We start from the raw sequence: 19902 nt of genomic DNA, 5'->3' as shown, positions 1-19902 counted from the left end.
GGCGTCGGCAACCACCGTCGCAGGCTCAATCGTCGTGCGGATCGGCCGGGGTGGCCAGGATGCGCTGATAGAACGCCAGGTCCAGCCAACGGCCGAACTTGAAACCGGCCTCGCGCACGGTGCCGGCGTGGGTGAAGCCGAATTGTTCGTGCAAGGCGATGCTGGCCTGATTGCTGGCATCGATGCCGCCGACCAGCACATGCACGCCGCGCTGTTCTGCCGCCGCGATCACACCCTGCAACAGGAGGCGTCCCAGGCCCTTGCCGCGATGGTCGCGGTGCACGTAGACCGAATGCTCGACGCTGTACTTGAACGCCGGCCAGGCGCGGAAGGTGCCGTAGCTGGCAAAGCCCATCAGGCTGCCGTCGGCCGCTTCCACCCCGATCACCGGAAAGCCGCCTGCACGCTTGGTGGCAAACCAGCCGACCATGCTTTCCGGCGGCCGCGGCTTGTAGTCGTACAACGCGGTGGAGGTGGCGATGGCGTCGTTGAAGATGTCCAGGATGGCGCTGGCGTGGCGGTCTTCGCTGCAGTCGATAAGAGACATGGGATCCGATACGGGCAGGGGTCCTGGGATTAAAAGGCATTGCCCGGCGATGAACAACGCAGCCGGCATGCAACCAATCCACGCCTGCCGTACAACTCAAACGGCGGGCGCTGGATGCAGCGTTCCACCCGGCCGTGGCGACTGGCGATTGCGAACCACGCGACAATGGCTGCATGCGGCAGGCAGTGGCCGCGGCGGCGTCCGCCTTGAAGCGGCCGTGGCAATCCCCATCTGGAGTCGTGCATGAGCAGCCCCGCCCCCTCCTCCAGCGCACAGGCCTTCGGTGATCCGGCGGCGATCCGCTGCGAGCGCGCCGCCTCCGAGCTGCGCGCCGGCCGCCCGGTGCTGCTGACCGCGGCCAACGGGCAGGCACGCGCGGTACTGGCATTGGACAGCAGCACCGCGCAGTCGTATGCGGCCTTCGCACGTGCGGCGCAGCGGCGGCACTATCTGTTCGTCACCCCGACCCGTGCCCAGGTGCTGGGCCTAAACGCACCGCAGGGCGCACGCGTGGCACTGGCCGAGCATGACTACGACCAGCTCGCGGCCCTGGCCTACCTGCGCGACACCCCGGTCCCGACGCAGTGGACCGCGGGCGATGCGCTGGACGCAGGCGCGGTGGAGATCGCGCGGCTGGGACTGCTGCTGCCGGCGATGCTGGCGGTGGAGCTGCACGACGCGGACGACCAGGCCGCCTTCGCCGGCTGCCAGTCGCTGGCACTGGACGATCTGGCCAGCGGTTGCGCCACATCCGCCGCGGCCGGCTACGAGTTGGTCACCCGCACGCCGGTGCCGTTGCGCGGGCTGGGGATGAGCGAGTTCGTGGTGTTCCGCGGCGGGGTGGCGCAGCGCGACCAGGTGGCGATCGTGGTCGGCCAGCCCGACCTGTCGGCCGCAGTGCCGGTGCGCGTGCATTCCTCCTGCCTGACCGGAGATCTGTTCGGCTCGCTCAAATGCGATTGCGGCGACCAGCTGCGGCATGGCCTGGCCAAGCTGAAGGACCTCGGCGGCGGCGTGCTGCTGTACCTGGACCAGGAAGGCCGCGGCACCGGCATCGCCGCCAAGATGCGCGCGTACGGCTACCAGCATGCCGGCCTGGACACCATCGACGCCGACGCGCAACTGGGCTTTGGCCCGGACGAGCGCCGCTACGGCAGTGCGGTGGCGATGCTGCGCGGCCTGGGGATCGGCCGGATCCGGCTGCTGACCAACAATCCCGCCAAGGCCGAGCGCCTGCGCGCGGCCGGTATCGCGGTCGAAGACCGCATCCCGGTGACCGGCGACATCACTGCGGAAAACGAGCAGTACCTGCGTACCAAGGCCGCGCGCGCCGGGCATGCGCTGGATGTGGACGCGCTGATCCTGGCCGCACAGTAAGCGCCGCCTGCGCCGGATGCGCCCGCCCTCGGCGCCCGGCTATGCTTGCGCACCGCTTCTGCAGGCCAGCCTTGTGCACGACGCTCCACCGCCGCACCCCGAGGTCATCGTCACCGCCGCGCCGGCAGAGGGTCCGGCCGTGGACCACACGCAGTGGCAACCGCTACCGCAGCGCGGGGCCTATGTGGCCGGCGTCAACGGCGCACTGGGCGGCGGATGTGCCGGGCTGATCGCGGCCGGCGTGACCGCCACGGGGTTGCACGCCTGGCATCACTGGCCGCTGGTGCTGGGCCTGACCGTGGTTGCCGCGCTGCTGGGTGCGTGGTTCGCGGTCAAGCGGCATCGACTCACCCACTGGAAACTCGACCACCACGGGCTGGCGCTGCAACGCGGTCATCTCTGGCAGAGCGACACGCGCATTCCGATTTCGCGCGTGCAGCACGTGGACCTGCGCCGCGGCCCGATCGAACGCGCCACCGGGCTGACCACGCTGGTGGTGCATACCGCCGGCAGCCGGCTCAACGCGGTGGCGTTGTCCGGCCTGGATCAGGGCGATGCCGAACGCCTGCGCGACCGCCTCGCCCGCCAACTCGATCACGACGACGACGCGCTGTGAGTGCCATCGAACATCCCGGCCAGGACGAGCAGCGCCTGCATCCGTTGTCGTGGGTGTTCGTGCTGTTGCAGCAGATCCGCCAGTTCCTGATTCCGCTGGCGGCGTTGATCCTGTTCGGCAGCCGCGATGGCAGCCGCGACTCGGCCGACCACATCGCCACCGGCGTGGTGATGACGGTGCTGGTGGCGATCTCGGTGCTGCGCTATTTCACCTACCGCTACCGCATCGGTACCGATGGCGTGGCGATCCGCAGCGGGCTGCTGGAACGCAGCCGGCGCGATATCCCGTTCGCGCGCATCCACAACGTGGTGGTGCATCAATCGCTGCTGCACCGGCTGGCCGGGGTGGCCGAAGTGCGGCTGGAATCGGCCGGTGGCCACAAGCCCGAAGCGGAAATGCGCGTGCTGCGGCTGGACCAGGCGCTGGCGCTGGAAGACCTGATCCGTCGCCGCACACATGATGCCGACGCCACGACGCCGCAGCCCGAGGCCGACAGCAACAGCTTGCTGCGCCTGCCGATGGGCGAAGTGATCCGGCTGGGGCTGATCTCCAATCGCGGCATGGTGGTGGTGGCTGCCAGCTTCGGCGTGATCTACCAGATGATCCCGCGCCGCACGGTGTCCAACTTCGTCGAGCACAACGGCGAGCTGGCATACCGCTATGTCAGCCAGGTCCATCCGGGGACGGCCGTCGCCGCGACCCTGGTGGTGCTCGGCACCCTGGCCGTGCTGATCGCGATGCGCGCCTTGTCGGTGGCCCTGGCGGTGGCGCAGTACCACGGCTTCCACCTCAGCCAATCCGAGCGCCGCCTGACCGTGGAGCGCGGCCTGCTGACGCGCATCCGCAGCAGTGTGGCGCTGCGGCGCATCCAGTCGTGGACGTTGTACGAAAGCCGCCTGCATCGCCTGTTCGGCCGTCGCCAGTTGCGGGTGGAGACCGCCGTGGCCGGCACCGCCGACAGCGAAGGCAGCGCATTGAAGGAGCTTGCGCCGATCGCCGACCCGCAGCGCTGCGATGCCTTGTTGCAGCGCCTGCTGCCGGGGATTGCCTGGCCGCCTGCGCAGTGGCAGGCGATCGCCACGCATTGCTGGTGGCGATTGAGCCTGCCCACGCTGTTGGTGCTGCTGCCGCTGGTGGGCGGCCTGGCCTGGCAATTCGGCAACCAGGCGGCGTGGTTGCTGCTGTGGTTGCCGTGGAGTGCGTTCAAGGCGCATCGCCAGGTGCACCGCATGGGCTATGCGGTGGATGCGCGGTTTGTCGCCGTGCGCGGCGGCTGGTGGAAACGCTGGTGGCGGCTGGCCGAGCTGGACAAGCTGCAGGCGCTGCAACTGCAACGCTCACCGCTGGATCGCCTGTCCGGCACCGCAACGCTGTGGCTGGACACCGCCGGCGCCAGCCCGACCGGCCCGGGGTTGCGCCTGCGCTTTGTGCCGTTGGCGCAGGCGCAGGCGCTGCAGGCCCGGTTGGGTGCCGCGTTGACGCGGCGCAAGTTGCGTTGGTGAGTTGGGAATCGGGAATCGGGAATCGGGATTGGGGATTGGTTGAAGACTGCTGATAGGCAGCCACTTGGAGCCACTGATCAAACCCCGGTTTCAGCGCCGGGACCGGCCCCAGTATCCGAGTTCGCGGCGGATCTGCAGGCCGCGCCACACTGCGCCCAGCGGCTTGCGCCGCAGTGGACCGAGCTTGCCGGCGATGAAGTCCTCGGTCGCTGCAATCACCCGCTCCGACGATTGCCCGTCGCGGTACGGATGGATCGCATCGGCATAACTGGCCAGCGCACTGCGCAGCGCCGCATCCGGCGCCAACGCGCGCGCCAGCTGCTGCGGTAATTGCCCGGGCTGCTGGAAGTCCAGCATGTGCGGCTGCGGCACGCGGTTGCGGAAGGTCACCACCGGTTTGTGCTGCACCACGAACTCGGACACGATCGATGAGGTATCCGACACCAGCACATCGGCCGCACGCTGCGCGGCCATGACCTGTTCGGGTTCGACAAAGCATGCATGCGGCCCGGCCAGCGCGCGATAGCGATCGAACAGCTCCGGCGCGCACTTCGGGTGCAGGGTCAGCAGCCAGTAATGCGCACCGCGCGCGATATCGGCGGCGATCTGCTCGTAGAGCGCGGGCGCGGCGCTCAGGCGCTCGGTAAACGTGGAGCCGAACAGGATCACCGGCCGCCCGTTGGCGGGCGCGCGCAGTGCCGCGCCGCGTCCGCCATCGTCGCGAAACACCGGGTCGAGCTTGGGCCAGCCGGTTTCGACCACCGCGAAATGCCCTTCGCGCGCGGCGAGTGCGCGAAACGGCGCCGTGGTGGCCGGGCCCTGCGTGCAATACAGATCGAACAGTCCACGCACGCGGAAGTGCCCACGGTTGTCTTCGCGTTTCTGCACGTTGAAACCATGGAACAGCTGCACCTTGGCACCGGCAATGAACGGCGGCACCCAGTTGGCCGCGCTGAACACCGCCTGCGGGCGCAATGCCAGCGCCTCGCGCAGGCCGACCTGGCGCACATCCGGCAACACCAGCCCGCGCGCACCACCCTCGAACCAGGCCGACACGGCGTGCCCGCGGGCCTGTAATGCCTGCGCCAATGGCGCCAGAATAGGCAACGCGTAACGCTCCGTTGCGAACAGCAGGTATTGAGCCATCACATGTCCTCTTCGACCGCACCCGACGAACGGCCGCGCATCAGCGCCTGCATTATCGCGTTCAACGAGGCCGATCGCCTACGCGACTGCCTGCGCTCGCTGGCGTTCTGCGACGAGGTCGTGGTGGTGGACTCCGGCTCCACCGATGCCACCGTGACGCTGGCCACCGCACATGGCGCACGCGTCCTGCAACGTACCTTCGATGGCTATCGCAGCCAGAAGGCGTTCTGCGTGGCGCAGGCCAGCCATGACTGGGTGCTGTGCCTGGATGCCGACGAACGCGTCAGCGATGGCTTGCGGGCATCGATCATTGCCGCGCGCGATGGCGGTTTTGCCGGCGCGGCCGGCTATCGCTTCGCACGGCTGTCGGATTATTTCGGCCGGTTCCTGCGCCATGGCAATGCCTATCCGGATCGGGTGCTGCGCCTGTTCGATCGACGCCGCGGCGGCTGGCGCGGCAAGCGCGAGATCCACGAAGCGGCCAGTGTCGACGGGGCGGTCATGACCCTGGCGGGCGACCTGATCCACTACCCCTACCGCTCGCTGGCGCAGCAACTGGCCAAGACCCAGCGCTACGCGCAGATGATGGCCGAGCACGACTACGCGCGCGGCAAGCGTGCGACCTGGAGCAAGCTGGTGCTGGCACCGGCCTGGCGCTTCTGGCGCGGCTACCTGCTGCGTGGCGGGTTTCGCGATGGCTGGCACGGCTTGATCTACGCCTATGTCCGCGCCAACTACGTGCGCCAGAAGACCATCATGTTATGGCTGCTGCAGCACAACCAACCGGTGCAGGATCCGCCGCGCGTGGACGATCGCCGCGACGGCTGAACGCAGCGACCCGCATGCGACCGCCGCGACGGCTGCGCCCGCCGCCAGGTCGGCGCTCCGAGCCAACAGTCACCTATCCGATGATGGGCCGAGCCCACCACCCACCGCAAGGCCGCTCGCTAGGCCTTGTCGGCCGCTCGCACCGAGTATGCCTGCGCCTGGCGCGCTGCCAGGCCGACCAGCACACCGACCATCGCCGTGTAGAAGCTGGCCGACACCTGGTGCGCAAACATCGACTGGGTCAGTCCGCACAGGGCATAGCTCACCACGATCATCACACCGGCCGCTGCCGGCCCGCGGAACTGGCGCTGGCCGCTGCGTCGATGCAGCCGCACGAAGATCCACAACGGCACGCCGTAGACCGCAAACAACAGCAACAGCCCCGGAACCCCCTGGGTGGCGCCCCACTCGGCCAGATCGTTGTGCGCATGGCCCAGATGACAGCGCAGCAGCCAGGTGTCGCCGGCGCACACCGGCAACTCGCGCATTGCATCGTCGAAGCGCCCGACGCCGATGCCGGTCAGCGGATGCGCGCGCAAGGTATCCCAGGCCACGTGCAGCCGTTCGATACGGGCACCGGCAGACGAGTCGCTGTCGCCGACCTCGTAGCGCCGCAGGTCGCTCTGCAACTCGCCCAGGCGCATCTGCTCGGTCAAGGCCGGCACGCTGAGCACCACGCCCACCGCCAGCACCGCACCGCCGACGAAGGTCAGCAAGCGCAGGCGTGCGCTCTGCCAGGGCGCGCCCCAGATCAGCACGCCCAGGGTCACCAGCAACGACAACCACACCCCGCGACTGCCGCTGAGTACGATCACCACCACCGTGGCGATGGCCGCGCCCACCAGCCAGCGCACGTGGCCGACCGGACGGCAGAACACCGCCACCACCAGCAGCATCAGCGCGATATCGGCAAACACGATCGCATTGGTCCAGCCTTCGGCGCGGGGGGCCCCGTTCATCACCTGCAACATGGCGATCACCATTGCCGCGAACACGCCGGCCAACGCGCCGCGCCATAGCCAGATCTGGCGCGGCTGCAGGGCGTACGCCCACACCGCCGCCCACGGCAGCACCAGAAAGCGCGAGCGGTTGTCGACATCGCGCAGCCCGTGTTCGAACAGCACGATCGACAGCAGCGACATCGCGATCACCGCTGCGGCCAACCACCCCAGCGCGCGCAGCGACCAGGGGCGCATGGCAACGCCTGCGCGCAGGCTGCGCCAGCCCACCAGCGAGCCAAGCAGCAGGCACAGCCCGAAGGGCAGCAAGCCGCTCGGCATGTTGACCACCAGCGCGGTCAACGCAAAGACACCCAGTTCGGCAATGCCCACACCTGCCGGTGATGCAATGGGGGCCGAGGAGGAAAGTGCAGCGGGCTGGGTGGGCAAGGAATTCATTCAGACATCGGTGGCGAATGGGGGTGAATCGGGCGGCACGCGTCAGCAACGCCGGCCAAGCTAACGATGTCCCGCATGAATCCATGCTAGACGACGGCCGGCGGCGGCGTTGACGCGCCGCCGATCGTGGCCGGAACCTGTGCTGCGCCGGCTCATTCGGTGTCCAGGTTGCCCTGCTCCTGCGCTTCCACTGCCCGCTGCTCGGCACTTGCCACGCAGCTGCCGTGCATGGCATCGGCCGGTACCAGCCACCAGCGACGGCGGTTGGCCACGCCCACCATCTGGCTGCGGCTGCGGTCCACGCAGGCCAGCAGCGCGGTCTCCTGCGCCATCAGCCAGCGTTGCTCCGGGTCTTGTGCCTGCCAGGCCACCGCACGCTGCAGTTGCTGCTCCCACGGCACCTTGAAGCCGAAGGTCTGCGCGGGGCGGTCGGCCATCAGCAGGTTCTGCTCCTTCCAGCCCACCAGCCCGAGCTGCGCATCCGGGCCGATCCGGCGCCCGGCCTCGCGCATCACCGCGCCCGCCGAACTGGAATCGTTGAAGATCGGATAGCAGACCAACCCGAACGCCACCCACCACGCGCCCAGCAGCGATGCGGCGGCAAGCGCGGAACGGCGCACCCGCAGCAGCAACAGGCTGGCCACGCCCCACAGGCCCACCGCCAGCAGCAGCCAGCCGAGCGGGTCGGTGGCCTCGCTGCCGACTCCGCGGCTGTCCATGATCTTCTGCTCGAACCCCGGGTGCCCGATCAGCATCGCCGCACCGCCGGCAACGAAGGCCACCGTCAGCAGCACCACGAATCCGAACAGCAGCCGCTGCACCCCGGCACGGCGCAGCAGGCCTGCCGCCAGCGGCGCCAGGGCCAGGCAGAACATCGGCAGCGCCGGCAGGATGTACACATCGCGCTTGCCGCTGGGAATGGTGAAGAACACCAGCACCAGCAGCCACCAGGCCAGCGGCAACAGATAGCGCGCATCGCGTCGCTTGAGCCGGCGCCACCAGGCCGGGATCGCCCAGGGCAGCAACAGGATGGTCGGCAGCCACATCGTGGCCATGCCCTTGAAGTGGTACCAGACCGGCTGCGCGTGATCCCAGGAATTGGCATAACGCTTGGCGGTCTGGCGCAGCAGGATGTCGTTGAGATAGACGCGGTACTCGGGCTGGCCGGCAGTCAGTGCGGTCACCATCATCGGCACGAACCACAACAGGATCGCGATGAAGAAGAACAGCGGCCCCAGCCAGAAACGCCGATCGCGCACATGCACGCGCACGCCCGGCCAGCCGCGCGCCGCCGCAATGCCGGCCGGGATCAGCATCAGCAGGGCGATGATGCCGACCCCCTTGGTGATCACGCCCAGCCCGGCGGCGAACCAGCCCAGCGTCCACCAGCGCCAGGCCGGCCCCAGCAGCAGATGGCGCAGCAGTCCGTAATTGGCCAGGGTGATCCAGAACACCACCAGCGGATCGATCTGCGCCTTCTTGGCCTGGAAGGTGAAGTGCAGCGTGAACAGCAGCATCCAGGCCGCATAGGCCCCCACGCGCCGCGTCCATAGCCGCCGCCCGAGGTCGTACACGCAGGCCAGCGTGCCCAGCGCCGCCAGCAGCGACGGCAGCAGGAACGCCACCCGCCAGTTGCCCAGCAGCGTGTAGAACAGCGCCTGCAGCCACATCAGCATCGGCGGCTTGTCCGAGTACAGTTCGTTGCCGCGATGCGGGAACAACCAATCGCCGCTCATCACCATCTGCTTGGCGACCAGCGCAAACCGCGGCTCGTCCGACGGCCAGGGGTCGCGCAGTCCCAGGCCGGCGCCGATCACCAGCACAGCCGTGATGGCCAGCAGCCAGAAATCCTTGGAAGCACGAGTCTTGAGCATGACGGATGGCGTGGGTGCGGAGGTGGAGCGCCGGGTTCGGCGCGCGGTCAGGACGCTTTTAGCAAAAGCGCGTAGAAAAAACCGTCGCAGTGCCGCTCGCCGGGGAAACGCTGCCGTCCGGCACCGGCCGCATGCCCGAATTGCGCACCCAGCGGCTGCGCCCGTGCGTCGGCAGTGCGTTGCAGGAAGGCATCCACCTGCGCCTGGTTCTCGCGCGCAAGCAGGGAACAGGTGGTGTAGAGCAGCTGCCCGCCCGGTCGCAGCGTGCGCCAGCTGGCATCGAGCAGACGCGCCTGCAATGCGCACAAGGCGTCGATATCGTCGGCACGGCGATGCAGCAGCACGTCCGGCTGACGGCGCACCACGCCGGTGGCCGAACACGGCGCATCCAGCAGCACCGCATCGAACGGCTGGCCGTCCCACCATGCGTCGGTCTCGGCCGCATCGGCCGCGTGCAAGGTCACCTGCGCGCCCGGCACGGTGCGCTGCAGGGTCTGCTGCACCCGCTCCAGCCGGCGCGCATCCACATCCAGCGCGGTGAGCTGCAGGCCGCGATGGCGCTCCAGCAGATGCGCGGCCTTGCCGCCGGGCGCGGCGCAGGCATCGAGCACACGCGCAGACGGCGCCAGCACCAGCGCATCGGCGACCTGCTGCGCGGAGCCGTCCTGCACCGAGACATCGCCCTCGGCAAAGCCCGGCAACTGGCTCACCGGCACCGCACCGTGCAGACGCACCGCATCCGGCAACACCGCGTCCGTTTCGGCGGCGATGCCCAGCGCGGCCAGGCCTGCGACATAGCCGGCCGGGTCGATCCGCGAGCGCTGCACGCGCAGCCACATCGGCGCCATCTGCGCGCTTGCCTCGAAAATGGTCTCGGCCTGGTCGCCCCAATCGGCGCGCAGTTGCTTGCGCAGCCAGGACGGCCAGCCCGCATCGGCGGACACCGCCGGAAACCCCTCGCGCTGGGCGCGCCGCAGGATCGCGTTGACCATGCCGGCCTGACGCGGCCGGCCCAGCGCGCGGCACGCGTCCACGGTGGCCGACAACGCCGCATGCGCGGGCAGCTGCAGCACGTCGAGCTGGGCGAAGCCGGCCATCAGCAGCGCCTTCAGTTCGGCATCGCGCGGCGGCAACGGGCGTTCCAGCCACTGCCGCAATGCCACGTCATAGGCCGGGCGGCGGCGCAGCACCGCAAAGCAGATCGCCTCCACCAGCGCGCGGTCGCGTGGATCATCAAGACCGGGCAGGGTCGCGGCCAGTTCGGCCTTGAGCGAGCGGCCCTGGTCGAACACGGCCGTCAGCACCCGTGCCGCGGCCAGACGCGAGCCCACGCCCGCCATTGCGGTCTCTGCCGGCATCAGCGCAGCGCCGGCAGGTCGCGGCGTGCGTTGAGGTAGTCGGCAGCGGTGATCGCCTTGCCGCCCTCGCGCTGCAGCACGCGCACCCGCAGCGCGCCCTGCCCGCAGGCGATGTCGATGCCTTGCTTGCTGGCGGCGAGCAGGGTGCCCGGCGCCTGCTGATGCGCCAGCTCCAGCGCCACCGCGCCATGCAGGCGCACGCGCTCGCCAGCCAGCAGCGCCTCGGCCACCGGCCATGGATTGAACGCGCGTACGCGCCGCGCCAGTTCCTGCGCCGGCTGCGCCCAGTCCAGCCGCGCCTGTGCCTTGTCCAGCTTGTGCGCGTAGGTCACGCCCTCGTCCGGCTGCGGTTGCGCCACCGGACGGATGCCGGCACGCAGCAGGCCCAGGCCATCGGACAGCACCTGCGCGCCCAGCGCGGCCAGGCGGTCGTGCAGCTGCCCGCCGGTTTCCTGCTCGCCGATTGCGATGCGCTGCGACAGCAGCACCGGGCCGGTATCCAGCCCGGCTTCCATCTGCATCAGGCAGACTCCGGTTTCGGTATCGCCGGCCTCGATCGCGCGCTGGATCGGCGCGGCTCCACGCCAGCGCGGCAGCAACGAGGCATGCACGTTCCAGCAGCCGTGGGTCGGCGCGGCCAGCACCGCCTTGGGCAGGATCAGGCCGTAGGCCACCACCACCATCAGGTCGGCATTGAGCGCGCGCAGCGTGGCCAGTGCCTCGGGCGAACGTAATGTCTGCGGCTGCAACACCGGAATGCCGCGCGCGATCGCCTCCAGCTTGACCGGCGAGGGCGTCAACCCACGGCCACGGCCGGCAGGCCGATCCGGCTGGGTATAGACCGCCACCACTTCATGCCGCTGCGCGGCGGCGCGCAACGAGGCGACGGCAAAATCCGGCGTACCGGCGAATACGATTCTCATAGGGCGGGGGTTCGGGAGTGGGGATTGGGGAGTCGCAACGGCGGATTCGGCAATCGGTGAGAGAACCGGCTTTGCGAATCCCGACTCCCAAGTCCCAAATCCCGGCCGTCAGGCCACGTGTTTACGCTGCTTGGCCAGCTTCTTGCGCACCATCTCGCGCTTGAGCGGCGACAGGTAATCGACGAACAGCTTGCCGTCCAGATGGTCCATCTCGTGCTGGATGCACACCGCCAGCAGGCCATCGGTGCTCAGTTCCTGCGCCTTGCCCTGGCGGTCGAGATAGCGCACGGTGATCGCATCGGCGCGGGCGACATCGGCATAGATGCCCGGTACCGACAGGCAGCCTTCCTGATACACCTGCTCGCCCTGCCTGCTCACGATTTCCGGGTTGACGAACACCTGCGGGAGATTCTTCTCCTCGCTGACGTCGATCACCATGAAACGCTTGTGCACGTCCACCTGACTGGCGGCCAGGCCGATGCCGGGCGCCTCGTACATGGTCTGGAACATGTCGTCGAGCAGGGTCTGGAATGCCGGGCTGGTGAGCTCGGCAGCATCGACCGGCACGGCCTTGGTGCGCAGCCGCGGGTCGGGGAATTCGAGGATAGGGAGCAAAGCCATGGGATTACCCGTCTGGGAACACCGGCGCTGCGCCGGCAAGACGCTGTCATTCTAGCGCAATGCTTGCGTGACGCCCCGGTTTCTGGACTATAGTGCGCGGACCTGTTGGGGAATCAGGCAAGAAGGCACTCATGTTGAACCGACTTCGTACGGTCGTCGCTGCGGCGATGCTGACCGTCGCGACCTACGCTGCCGCGCAAGCGGTGGGCGAACATCCAGACACCTACGTGGTCCGCAAGGGCGATACCCTGTGGGACATTGCTGGACGTTTCCTGCAGAAGCCGTGGTTGTGGCCGGAAATCTGGCAGGCCAACCCGCAGATCCAGAATCCGCACCTGATCTACCCCGGCGACGTGATCAGCCTGGCCTACCTGGATCGCGTCGCCAAGGGCACCGTCCAGCCCGGCCCGCGCCAGGAAGCGCCGATCAACGCGATTCCGCTGGCGGAGGTCGAGCCGTTCCTGAAGAACCTGCGCGTCACCGACGACTTCGACCAGCTGCCGTACGTGGTGGGCCTGGAAGGCGGCCGCGCGCGCGCCACCACCGGCCAGGTGGCCTATGTGGTCGGCCTGGACGATGCACAGCCGGGCCAGCGCTTTGCGGTGGTGCGCCCGACCGTGAAGTTCAGCCTGCCCAAGCACAACGAAGACCTCGATGCGGCCGGCAACATCACCGCGGGCGCCGGCAATATCTGGAAGAACTACATCGCGCCGAGCACGCGCCGCGAGTTCCTGGGCTACGAACTGGCACAGGTCAACGTCGGCACCATCACGCGCAGCGCGGCGGGCGGCAATTCCAAGGCGGCCACCCTGCTGCTGCAGGACAGCGGCCGCGAAGTGCGCGCCGGCGATCGTATCGTTGCCGTCGAAGCGCAGCCGTACGACCTGCAGTTCATCCCGCATCCGCCGTCGGAACAGGCGCTGCAGACCGAATTGCGGGTGCTGGCCATCTCCGATGCCTTCATCGTCGGCGGTACCCGCGATGTGATTGCCATCTCCGGCGGCGCCCGCGAAGGCATCAACAACGGCACGGTGTTCTCGATCTGGCGCAAGGGCCGCACGGTCAGCGACCGCGTCAAGCATTCGCGCTTCTCGCGGACCGACGACGACTTCAGCGGCCCGGCCGGCTCCACCGTCGGCCTGCCCGACGAATACGCCTCGCACGCGATGGTGTTCCGCACCTTCGACAAGGTCAGCTATGCGCTGGTGATGGAAAGCGTCAAGCCGACCGGCCTGGGCTACTTCGTCAAGCATCCCGACGCGCAGTAAGCGAAAATTCCGATGCGGTAATGCGACGGCGCCCGAGGGCGCCGTCATCGTTTGCGGTCCAGGCTTGAGGCATGGCTCTTCCGACTCCCGACCTGCGCGCATTCCTGATCCTGCTCATGGCGGGTGGCCGCAGCCCGCCGCGCAGCACACTGCTGCGCTGTTTTGGCAGCCCGGCAGAGATACTGGTCGCCGGGCACGAGGCCTGGCGTGCCGCCGGCTGCGACGATCTGCAGGCGGCTCGCCTGCAGGCGCCCGATGCGCGCGTCCTGGACGCCGCCCTGCACTGGTGCGAGCAGCCCGGCCATCACCTGATCGGCCTGAACGACCCCGACTACCCCGCCCTGCTGCGCCACATCGTCAACCCGCCGCTGGCCCTGTTCGTGGACGGCGACCCGAACGCGCTCTGGCACCCGGGCGTGGCCGTGGTCGGCAGCCGCTCCGCCACCGCCGGCGGCCGCGACCACACCCGTGCATTCGCCTCCAGCCTGGCCGGCGCCGGCCTGGCCATCGTCAGTGGCATGGCCGCCGGCGTGGATGCGATCGCGCACGAGGCCGCGCTTGCCCGCAGCGACGCCATCACCGTGGCGGTGGTGGGCACCGGCACGGATGTGGCCTATCCCGCGCATCACCAGTGCCTGCGCGATCGCATCGCCGCGCGTGGTGCAGTGGTCAGCGAGTACCTGCCCGGTACCGGGGCGGTCGCGGGACACTTCCCGGCCCGCAACCGGATCATCGCCGGGCTGGCCCTGGGCACCCTGGTGGTGGAAGCAGCCATGCGCTCGGGTGCGCTGATCACCGCGCGGCTGGCGGCGGAGGCCGGGCGCGAGGTGTTCGCCCTGCCCGGCTCGCTGCACAATCCGCTCGCGCGCGGCTGCCATCACCTGATCCGGCAGGGCGCCACCCTGGCGCAGGAGCCGGCCCAGATCATCGACGGCCTGCGCCTGCTGTCGGGCGAACTGGCAGACGCCTTGCGCCAGCGCCTGGCCGCCCCCACTGATCAGGCCAGGACACCACCGCAAGCCGGCACGGCGCGCTCGGATCCGGACTACCAGCGCTTGTGGCAGGCGCTGGGCCACGACCCAACCCCTATGGATTCCCTGGTCGAACGCACCGGATTGACGGCCGCCGCGCTGTCCTCCATGCTGCTCATCATGGAACTGGAGGGAGACGTGGTCGCCGAGCACGGTCGCTATACCCGCAATCCCTAGTTTCTTCACCTCCACAGCGTCGCGCGACGCAGGCCGAGGGGCAATGAAAGAGAGCATTCTTGATGTACTGCTGTACCTGTTCGAACATTATTTCAGCGAAGATGCGGACCTGGTCCGCGACCGTGACTCGCTTCAGAATGGCCTGATCCAGGCCGGTTTCAGTCCCGCAGAAATCAGCAAAGCCTTCGACTGGCTGGACGCGCTCTCCGAGCAGCGGCCCAGTGTCGCGCGCCCGCATGTCGATGGACCGGTACGCATCTATCACGGCCCGGAGCTGGACAAGCTCGATGTGGACTGCCGTGGATTTCTGCTGTTCCTGGAACAACACCGCATCCTGGACGCCGACCAGCGCGAGCTGGTGCTGGACCGCGCCATGGCGCTGGATCAGGACGAACTGGACCTGGACGACCTCAAATGGGTGGTCTTGATGGTGCTGTTCAACCAGCCGGGCGCCGAAGCGGCCTATGCCTGGATGGAAACGCAGATGTTCCTGGACGAGCCTGAACCCGTACACTGAAGCGGAAGCCGCAACGGAAGCGTGCGAGGGGACGGCAATGAGCAGTTGGTATTACGCCGAGGGCAACCGCCATCGGCGTGGCCCGGTGGCCGGCGAGGCCTTGCTGGCGCTGTATCGCGATCACGCGATCGCACTGGACACCCTGGTCTGGCGCGCAGGATTTGCCCGATGGGTGCCGCTGTCAGCGTGCGCCGACGAGCTCGGCCCCCCGATTTCCACCGCCATGCGCACCGCAGTGCTGCCGCCGCCGCTGCCGCCGGTTCCGCCTGCAGCTGTTCACGCCGCTGCCGCCAGTTCGTCCCCGTCGTCAGCGCAGCGCCTGCCCGGCAACGGGCCGGGTTGGCCGCTGGCGCTGGTGCTGGGCGCGGTGGTGGGCCTGTTCGTGCTGGTGGCGGTGATCGGCATCCTGGCTGCGATCGCGCTGCCGGCGTATCAGGACTACACCGCGCGTAGCAAGGTCGCCCGGGCGATCACGGCGCTGGCGCCCTTGAAGCCGCAGATCGCCGGGTTTCTCGCCCAGCAAGGCCGTTGCCCGGTCAATGGCGATGCCGGCTTCCTCGCGCCCGAGCGGTATGCAAACGAGGTGCTGACCAGCGTGCAGATCGGCCGTTTCGACACCACCGAATGCGGCGTCGAGGCGCTGCTGCATGCGCCGACAATGACCAGGATCGACGGCAAGGCGCTGTGGCTGGATTTCGACGCAGACGCCGGCACCTGGCAGTGCAGCTCCGAGATCGACGACGACCAACTGCCGCCGGACTGCCGCGGCTAGTCAATCGCTTTACCCAAGGGGACTTCAATGACGCAGTGGTACTACGCCGACGCACAACGCGAGCGCCAGGGGCCGGTGGACACGGACACGCTTCGCGCGCGCCTGTCCGACGGCCTGATCGATGCATCCAGCCTGGTCTGGCGCGAAGGCTTGCCGCAGTGGGTGACACTTGGCGAGGTCGCGGCCGAGCTGGACGTCGCCACCGCGGTGCCGATGCCTCCCGCGCCGACCGCCGATGCGGACCCGGACGTTCCGCGCAGCGCGCCGCAGGCGACGGTTGACCCGGCCAGCGGCGCGGCGGGCGGTACGCCTGCCGCAGCCGCGTCATTTGCCGCCCCCACTGCAGACGCTGCGCCTGGGCAGACCGAACCCGGCCTTGCCGATCAGCATGCGGTGGCCGATCACCAGCAGCTTCCGGCGCGCGAGCACGCTGCACCGGCAGATGCTGCACCGGTCGATCCAGTGGCGTGGGCCACCACGCCGGCAGACGCGGCCACAACTCCAGCGGCCCCAGACCCGATCCTGACCACCACCGCTAACGCGCCTACGCCGGCCTCTACCTCGTCGCATCCATCCGCCGGCGTGCCGGTTCCGGATGCCTGGGGCTCTGCCGCCGCGCCTGCAGCCACCGTTGCCTTGCATGAGGCCCCGGTTGTCTACGCCGGACTGTGGCGGCGCGTGGCCGCCAGCATCCTGGACAGCCTGATCACCAGCTTTGCGGTGTACCTGATCGTGATTCCGTTGGTGTTCGTCGTGGCGCTGGCGACCACCCGGGGCGATTCCGGCTCGGCGCTGGACGACGGCAGCGCACTCGGCACCGCCATCCTGGTGCTGTCCTATGGCATCGGCCTGGCGATCCCGACGCTGTATTTCGCCTGGATGCAGTCCAGCCGGCATCAGGCCAGCCTGGGCAAGCTCGCCTGCGGCATCAAGCTGGTGCGTGCCGACAGCAACGGCGGCCGGGTCGGTTTCTGGCGCAACGTGCTGCGCTATCTGGCCTACATGCTGATCAGCGTGCTCACCCTGGGCATCGGCGCGATCGTGGCGGCGTTCATGGCCGGCATGACCGCGCGCAAGCAGGCCCCGCACGACAAGGTCTGCGACACCCTGGTGGTGGACCGCTGGGCCTTCACCGATCACCCGGAGCGGCAATCCAGGGGTCTGGATACGGTCACCATCGTGGTCCTGGCCATTTATGCGGTGCTGCTGGTGTTCTCGGTCGTGGCGCTGGCCTTCCTGCTGACCGCCATCGGAATGAGCCAGAACTAGCAGTTCGCGGCACTGGCCGCTTGACACGGCGGCGTCCGCCGTGATCTTTCTAATAAGAGAACTGAACGCCCGGGCTCGTTTCCCGGGCGTTGACGTGTGGGAAACAGGCGATCTGCTTCCCTCCACCGGCCAATTAGGCCACGCTACCTGCCCCCCGGGCCCTGCCCAAAGAATTTGCCACCATGCCCAAGCACCTGCTCATCGTCGAATCGCCTGCCAAGGCCAAGACGATCAATAAATACCTCGGCAAGGACTTCACCGTCCTGGCCTCGTATGGGCACGTGCGCGATCTCGTCCCCAAGGAGGGCGCGGTCGATCCGGACAATGGCTTTGCGATGCGCTACGACCTGATCGAGAAGAACGAGAAGCATGTCGAAGCCATTGCGCGCGCCGCCAAGAGCGCCGACGACATCTATCTGGCCACCGACCCGGACCGCGAGGGCGAGGCGATCAGCTGGCACATCGCCGAGATCCTGAAAGAGCGCGGGCTGCTCAAGGACAAGACGATGCAGCGGGTGGTGTTCACCGAAATCACCCCGCGCGCGATCAAGGAAGCCATGCTCAAGCCGCGCGCGATCGCGGCCGATCTGGTCGATGCGCAGCAGGCCCGCCGCGCGCTCGACTATCTGGTCGGCTTCAACCTGTCGCCAGTGCTGTGGCGCAAGGTGCAGCGCGGGCTGTCGGCCGGCCGCGTGCAGTCGCCGGCGCTGCGCATGATCGTGGAGCGCGAGGAAGAGATCGAAGCCTTCATCGCGCGCGAATACTGGTCCATCGATGCGCATTGCCGGCATCCGTCGCAGCCGTTCAATGCGCGCCTGATCAAGCTGGACGGGCAGAAGTTCGAGCAGTTCACCGTCACCGACGGCGATACCGCAGAAGCGGCGCGGCTGCGCATCCAGCAGGCCGCCCAAGGCGTGCTGCACGTCACCGATGTGGCCAGCAAGGAGCGCAAGCGCCGCCCTGCCCCGCCATTCACCACCTCCACGCTGCAACAGGAAGCCTCGCGCAAGCTCGGCTTCACCACCCGCAAGACCATGCAGGTGGCGCAGAAACTGTATGAAGGCGTGGCGCTGGGCGACGAAGGCTCGGTCGGTCTGATCAGCTATATGCGTACCGACTCGGTGAACCTGTCGCAGGACGCGCTGGCGGAAATCCGCGATGTGATCGCGCGCGACTTCGGCACCGCCTCGTTGCCGGACCAGCCCAACGCCTACACCACCAAATCCAAGAACGCGCAGGAAGCGCATGAGGCGGTGCGTCCGACCTCGGCGCTGCGCACCCCGGCGCAGGTGGCGCGCTTCCTGTCCGACGACGAGCGTCGCCTGTACGAGTTGATCTGGCGCCGCGCAGTGGCCTGCCAGATGATCCCGGCCACGCTCAACACCGTCAGCGTCGATCTGTCGGCCGGCAGCGAGCACGTGTTCCGCGCCAGCGGCACCACCGTGGTGGTGGCGGGCTTCCTGGCGGTCTACGAAGAAGGCAAGGACACCAAGAGCAGCGAGGACGAGGACGAAGGCCGCAAGCTGCCGCTGATGAAGGCCGGCGACAACATCCCGCTGGACCGCATCGTCACCGACCAGCACTTCACCCAGCCGCCGCCGCGCTTCACCGAAGCGGCGCTGGTCAAGGCGCTGGAGGAATACGGCATCGGCCGGCCGTCGACCTACGCCTCGATCATCCAGACCCTGCAGTTCCGCAAGTACGTGGAAATGGAAGGCCGCAGCTTCCGTCCCACCGACGTGGGCCGCGCCGTCTCCAAGTTCCTGTCCGGGCATTTCACCCGCTACGTGGATTACGACTTCACCGCCAAGCTCGAAGACGACCTGGATGCGGTCTCGCGCGGCGAGGAAGAGTGGATCCCGTTGATGGAGAAGTTCTGGGGCCCGTTCAAGGAACTGGTCGAGGACAAGAAGGATTCGCTGGACAAGACCGACGCCGGCAGCGTGCGCGTGCTGGGCACCGACCCGGTCAGCGGCAAGGAAGTCAGCGCGCGCATCGGCCGGTTCGGCCCGATGGTGCAGATCGGCACCGTCGAAGACGAGGAGAAACCCACCTTCGCCTCGCTGCGGCCGGGCCAGAGCATCTATTCGATCTCCATCGAGGACGCGCTGGAACTGTTCAAGATGCCGCGCGCGCTGGGCCAGGACAAGGACCAGGACGTCAGCGTCGGCATCGGCCGCTTCGGCCCGTTTGCGCGCCGCGGCAGCGTCTATGCCTCGCTGAAGAAGGAAGACGACCCGTACACCATCGACCTGGCGCGCGCGGTGTTCCTGATCGAGGAGAAGGAAGAGATCGCGCGCAACCGCGTGATCAAGGACTTCGAAGGCAGCGACATCCAGGTGCTCAATGGCCGCTTCGGCCCGTACATCAGCGATGGCAAGCTCAATGGCAAGATCCCCAAGGATCGCGAGCCGGCCACGCTGACGTTCGAAGAAGTGCAGCAGTTGCTGGCCGATACCGGCAAGCCGGTGCGCAAGGGCTTCGGCGCCAAGAAGGCCACGCTCAAGAAGAACGCGGTGAAGGATTCGGCCAAGGAGGCCAAGGACGCCGCCAAGAAAACCGCGGTCAAGAAAACCGCCACCAAGACGGCGGCGAAGAAGGCGCCGGCCAAGAAGGCCGCTGCCAAGAAGGCCACCAAGCGCGTGGTCAAGAAGACCGTGAGCAAGGCCGCAGGCTAAG

17 protein-coding genes are annotated in these 19902 nt (G+C 68.3%); 10 read left to right on the top strand and 7 right to left on the bottom strand.

Annotated elements, in window-relative coordinates:
• Window positions 1–25 precede the first annotated feature (25 nt).
• The gene (locus CPBF1521_RS17725) at window positions 26–547 is read right to left on the bottom strand and encodes a GNAT family N-acetyltransferase (RefSeq protein ID WP_115677809.1); all 522 of its coding nucleotides are present in this window, start codon (window positions 545–547) and stop codon (window positions 26–28) included.
• A gap of 243 nt (window positions 548–790) precedes the next feature.
• On the opposite strand from CPBF1521_RS17725, the gene ribA reads away from it, so the two are divergent.
• The 3 genes from ribA (at window position 791) to CPBF1521_RS17710 (ending at window position 4042) form a co-directional block, all read left to right on the top strand.
• The gene (gene ribA, locus CPBF1521_RS17720; protein ID WP_115677808.1) at window positions 791–1924 is read left to right on the top strand and encodes a GTP cyclohydrolase II RibA; all 1134 of its coding nucleotides are present in this window, start codon (window positions 791–793) and stop codon (window positions 1922–1924) included.
• A 139-nt stretch (window positions 1925–2063) separates the two neighbouring features.
• Window positions 2064–2540, top strand: coding sequence for a PH domain-containing protein (locus tag CPBF1521_RS17715; RefSeq protein ID WP_104584141.1), 477 nt, complete (start codon window positions 2064–2066; stop codon window positions 2538–2540).
• Window positions 2537–4042, top strand: coding sequence for a PH domain-containing protein (locus CPBF1521_RS17710; RefSeq protein WP_115677807.1), 1506 nt, complete (start codon window positions 2537–2539; stop codon window positions 4040–4042). Before CPBF1521_RS17715 ends, CPBF1521_RS17710 begins: the two co-directional genes overlap by 4 nt.
• Window positions 4043–4132: 90 nt before the next feature.
• On the opposite strand, the gene CPBF1521_RS17705 is transcribed toward CPBF1521_RS17710, so the two are convergent.
• On the bottom strand, window positions 4133–5191 hold the full coding sequence (locus CPBF1521_RS17705) for a CDP-glycerol glycerophosphotransferase family protein (protein ID WP_115677806.1): 1059 nt from the start codon (window positions 5189–5191) through the stop codon (window positions 4133–4135).
• On the opposite strand from CPBF1521_RS17705, the gene CPBF1521_RS17700 reads away from it, so the two are divergent.
• Window positions 5192–6016: a glycosyltransferase family 2 protein gene (locus CPBF1521_RS17700; protein WP_104650058.1), complete on the top strand. Its 825-nt coding sequence runs from the start codon at window positions 5192–5194 to the stop codon at window positions 6014–6016.
• A gap of 119 nt (window positions 6017–6135) precedes the next feature.
• Here CPBF1521_RS17700 and CPBF1521_RS17695 read toward each other — a convergent pair whose 3' ends face one another.
• From CPBF1521_RS17695 to def, 5 genes are all read right to left on the bottom strand, one after another.
• The gene (locus tag CPBF1521_RS17695) at window positions 6136–7413 is read right to left on the bottom strand and encodes an O-antigen ligase family protein (protein WP_115677805.1); all 1278 of its coding nucleotides are present in this window, start codon (window positions 7411–7413) and stop codon (window positions 6136–6138) included.
• 152 nt (window positions 7414–7565) lie between these two features.
• On the bottom strand, window positions 7566–9287 hold the full coding sequence (locus CPBF1521_RS17690; RefSeq protein ID WP_115677804.1) for an ArnT family glycosyltransferase: 1722 nt from the start codon (window positions 9285–9287) through the stop codon (window positions 7566–7568).
• Window positions 9288–9334: 47 nt separating this feature from the next.
• On the bottom strand, window positions 9335–10645 hold the full coding sequence (rsmB, locus tag CPBF1521_RS17685) for a 16S rRNA (cytosine(967)-C(5))-methyltransferase RsmB (protein WP_104584072.1): 1311 nt from the start codon (window positions 10643–10645) through the stop codon (window positions 9335–9337).
• Window positions 10645–11568, bottom strand: coding sequence for a methionyl-tRNA formyltransferase (gene fmt / locus CPBF1521_RS17680; protein WP_104650054.1), 924 nt, complete (start codon window positions 11566–11568; stop codon window positions 10645–10647). The genes rsmB and fmt overlap by 1 nt, the downstream gene beginning before the upstream one ends.
• 108 nt (window positions 11569–11676) lie before the next feature.
• The gene (gene def / locus CPBF1521_RS17675) at window positions 11677–12189 is read right to left on the bottom strand and encodes a peptide deformylase (RefSeq protein ID WP_104584070.1); all 513 of its coding nucleotides are present in this window, start codon (window positions 12187–12189) and stop codon (window positions 11677–11679) included.
• Between the two features lie 131 nt (window positions 12190–12320).
• Between def and CPBF1521_RS17670 the strand changes: the two genes are divergently transcribed.
• The 6 genes from CPBF1521_RS17670 to CPBF1521_RS17645 all read left to right on the top strand — a co-directional run bounded on the left by CPBF1521_RS17670 (window position 12321) and on the right by CPBF1521_RS17645 (window position 19901).
• Window positions 12321–13457, top strand: a complete 1137-nt coding sequence (locus CPBF1521_RS17670; protein ID WP_104584069.1) for a LysM peptidoglycan-binding domain-containing protein — start codon at window positions 12321–12323, stop codon at window positions 13455–13457.
• A 71-nt stretch (window positions 13458–13528) separates the two neighbouring features.
• Window positions 13529–14665 (top strand): DNA-processing protein DprA, encoded by a 1137-nt coding sequence (dprA, locus tag CPBF1521_RS17665; protein ID WP_115677803.1) that lies wholly within the window; start codon window positions 13529–13531, stop codon window positions 14663–14665.
• A gap of 43 nt (window positions 14666–14708) precedes the next feature.
• Window positions 14709–15182 (top strand): DUF494 family protein, encoded by a 474-nt coding sequence (locus tag CPBF1521_RS17660; RefSeq protein WP_003484452.1) that lies wholly within the window; start codon window positions 14709–14711, stop codon window positions 15180–15182.
• Window positions 15183–15219: 37 nt separating this feature from the next.
• On the top strand, window positions 15220–15954 hold the full coding sequence (locus CPBF1521_RS17655; protein WP_104584067.1) for a pilin: 735 nt from the start codon (window positions 15220–15222) through the stop codon (window positions 15952–15954).
• A gap of 27 nt (window positions 15955–15981) precedes the next feature.
• On the top strand, window positions 15982–17223 hold the full coding sequence (locus CPBF1521_RS17650) for an RDD family protein (RefSeq protein WP_115677802.1): 1242 nt from the start codon (window positions 15982–15984) through the stop codon (window positions 17221–17223).
• Between the two features lie 182 nt (window positions 17224–17405).
• On the top strand, window positions 17406–19901 hold the full coding sequence (locus CPBF1521_RS17645) for a DNA topoisomerase I (RefSeq protein WP_104584082.1): 2496 nt from the start codon (window positions 17406–17408) through the stop codon (window positions 19899–19901).
• The last annotated feature ends 1 nt before the right edge of the window (window position 19902 follow it).

The sequence above is a fragment of the Xanthomonas euroxanthea genome, assembly GCF_900476395.1.
Lineage (GTDB): Bacteria > Pseudomonadota > Gammaproteobacteria > Xanthomonadales > Xanthomonadaceae > Xanthomonas > Xanthomonas euroxanthea.
This window is presented reverse-complemented; position numbering and strand designations above follow the sequence as displayed.

Bases quoted from the DNA above. Each gene is read 5' to 3' on its own strand.
- CPBF1521_RS17725 (WP_115677809.1), bottom strand. From the start codon at position 547: ATGTCTCTTATCGACTGCAGCGAAGACCGCCACGCCAGCGCCATCCTG.
- ribA (WP_115677808.1), top strand. From the start codon at position 791: ATGAGCAGCCCCGCCCCCTCCTCCAGCGCACAGGCCTTCGGTGATCCG.
- CPBF1521_RS17700 (WP_104650058.1), top strand. From the start codon at position 5,192: ATGTCCTCTTCGACCGCACCCGACGAACGGCCGCGCATCAGCGCCTGC.
- CPBF1521_RS17695 (WP_115677805.1), bottom strand. From the start codon at position 7,413: ATGAATTCCTTGCCCACCCAGCCCGCTGCACTTTCCTCCTCGGCCCCC.
- CPBF1521_RS17690 (WP_115677804.1), bottom strand. From the start codon at position 9,287: ATGCTCAAGACTCGTGCTTCCAAGGATTTCTGGCTGCTGGCCATCACG.
- rsmB (WP_104584072.1), bottom strand. From the start codon at position 10,645: ATGCCGGCAGAGACCGCAATGGCGGGCGTGGGCTCGCGTCTGGCCGCG.
- fmt (WP_104650054.1), bottom strand. From the start codon at position 11,568: ATGAGAATCGTATTCGCCGGTACGCCGGATTTTGCCGTCGCCTCGTTG.
- def (WP_104584070.1), bottom strand. From the start codon at position 12,189: ATGGCTTTGCTCCCTATCCTCGAATTCCCCGACCCGCGGCTGCGCACC.
- CPBF1521_RS17670 (WP_104584069.1), top strand. From the start codon at position 12,321: ATGTTGAACCGACTTCGTACGGTCGTCGCTGCGGCGATGCTGACCGTC.
- dprA (WP_115677803.1), top strand. From the start codon at position 13,529: ATGGCTCTTCCGACTCCCGACCTGCGCGCATTCCTGATCCTGCTCATG.
- CPBF1521_RS17660 (WP_003484452.1), top strand. From the start codon at position 14,709: ATGAAAGAGAGCATTCTTGATGTACTGCTGTACCTGTTCGAACATTAT.
- CPBF1521_RS17655 (WP_104584067.1), top strand. From the start codon at position 15,220: ATGAGCAGTTGGTATTACGCCGAGGGCAACCGCCATCGGCGTGGCCCG.
- CPBF1521_RS17650 (WP_115677802.1), top strand. From the start codon at position 15,982: ATGACGCAGTGGTACTACGCCGACGCACAACGCGAGCGCCAGGGGCCG.
- CPBF1521_RS17645 (WP_104584082.1), top strand. From the start codon at position 17,406: ATGCCCAAGCACCTGCTCATCGTCGAATCGCCTGCCAAGGCCAAGACG.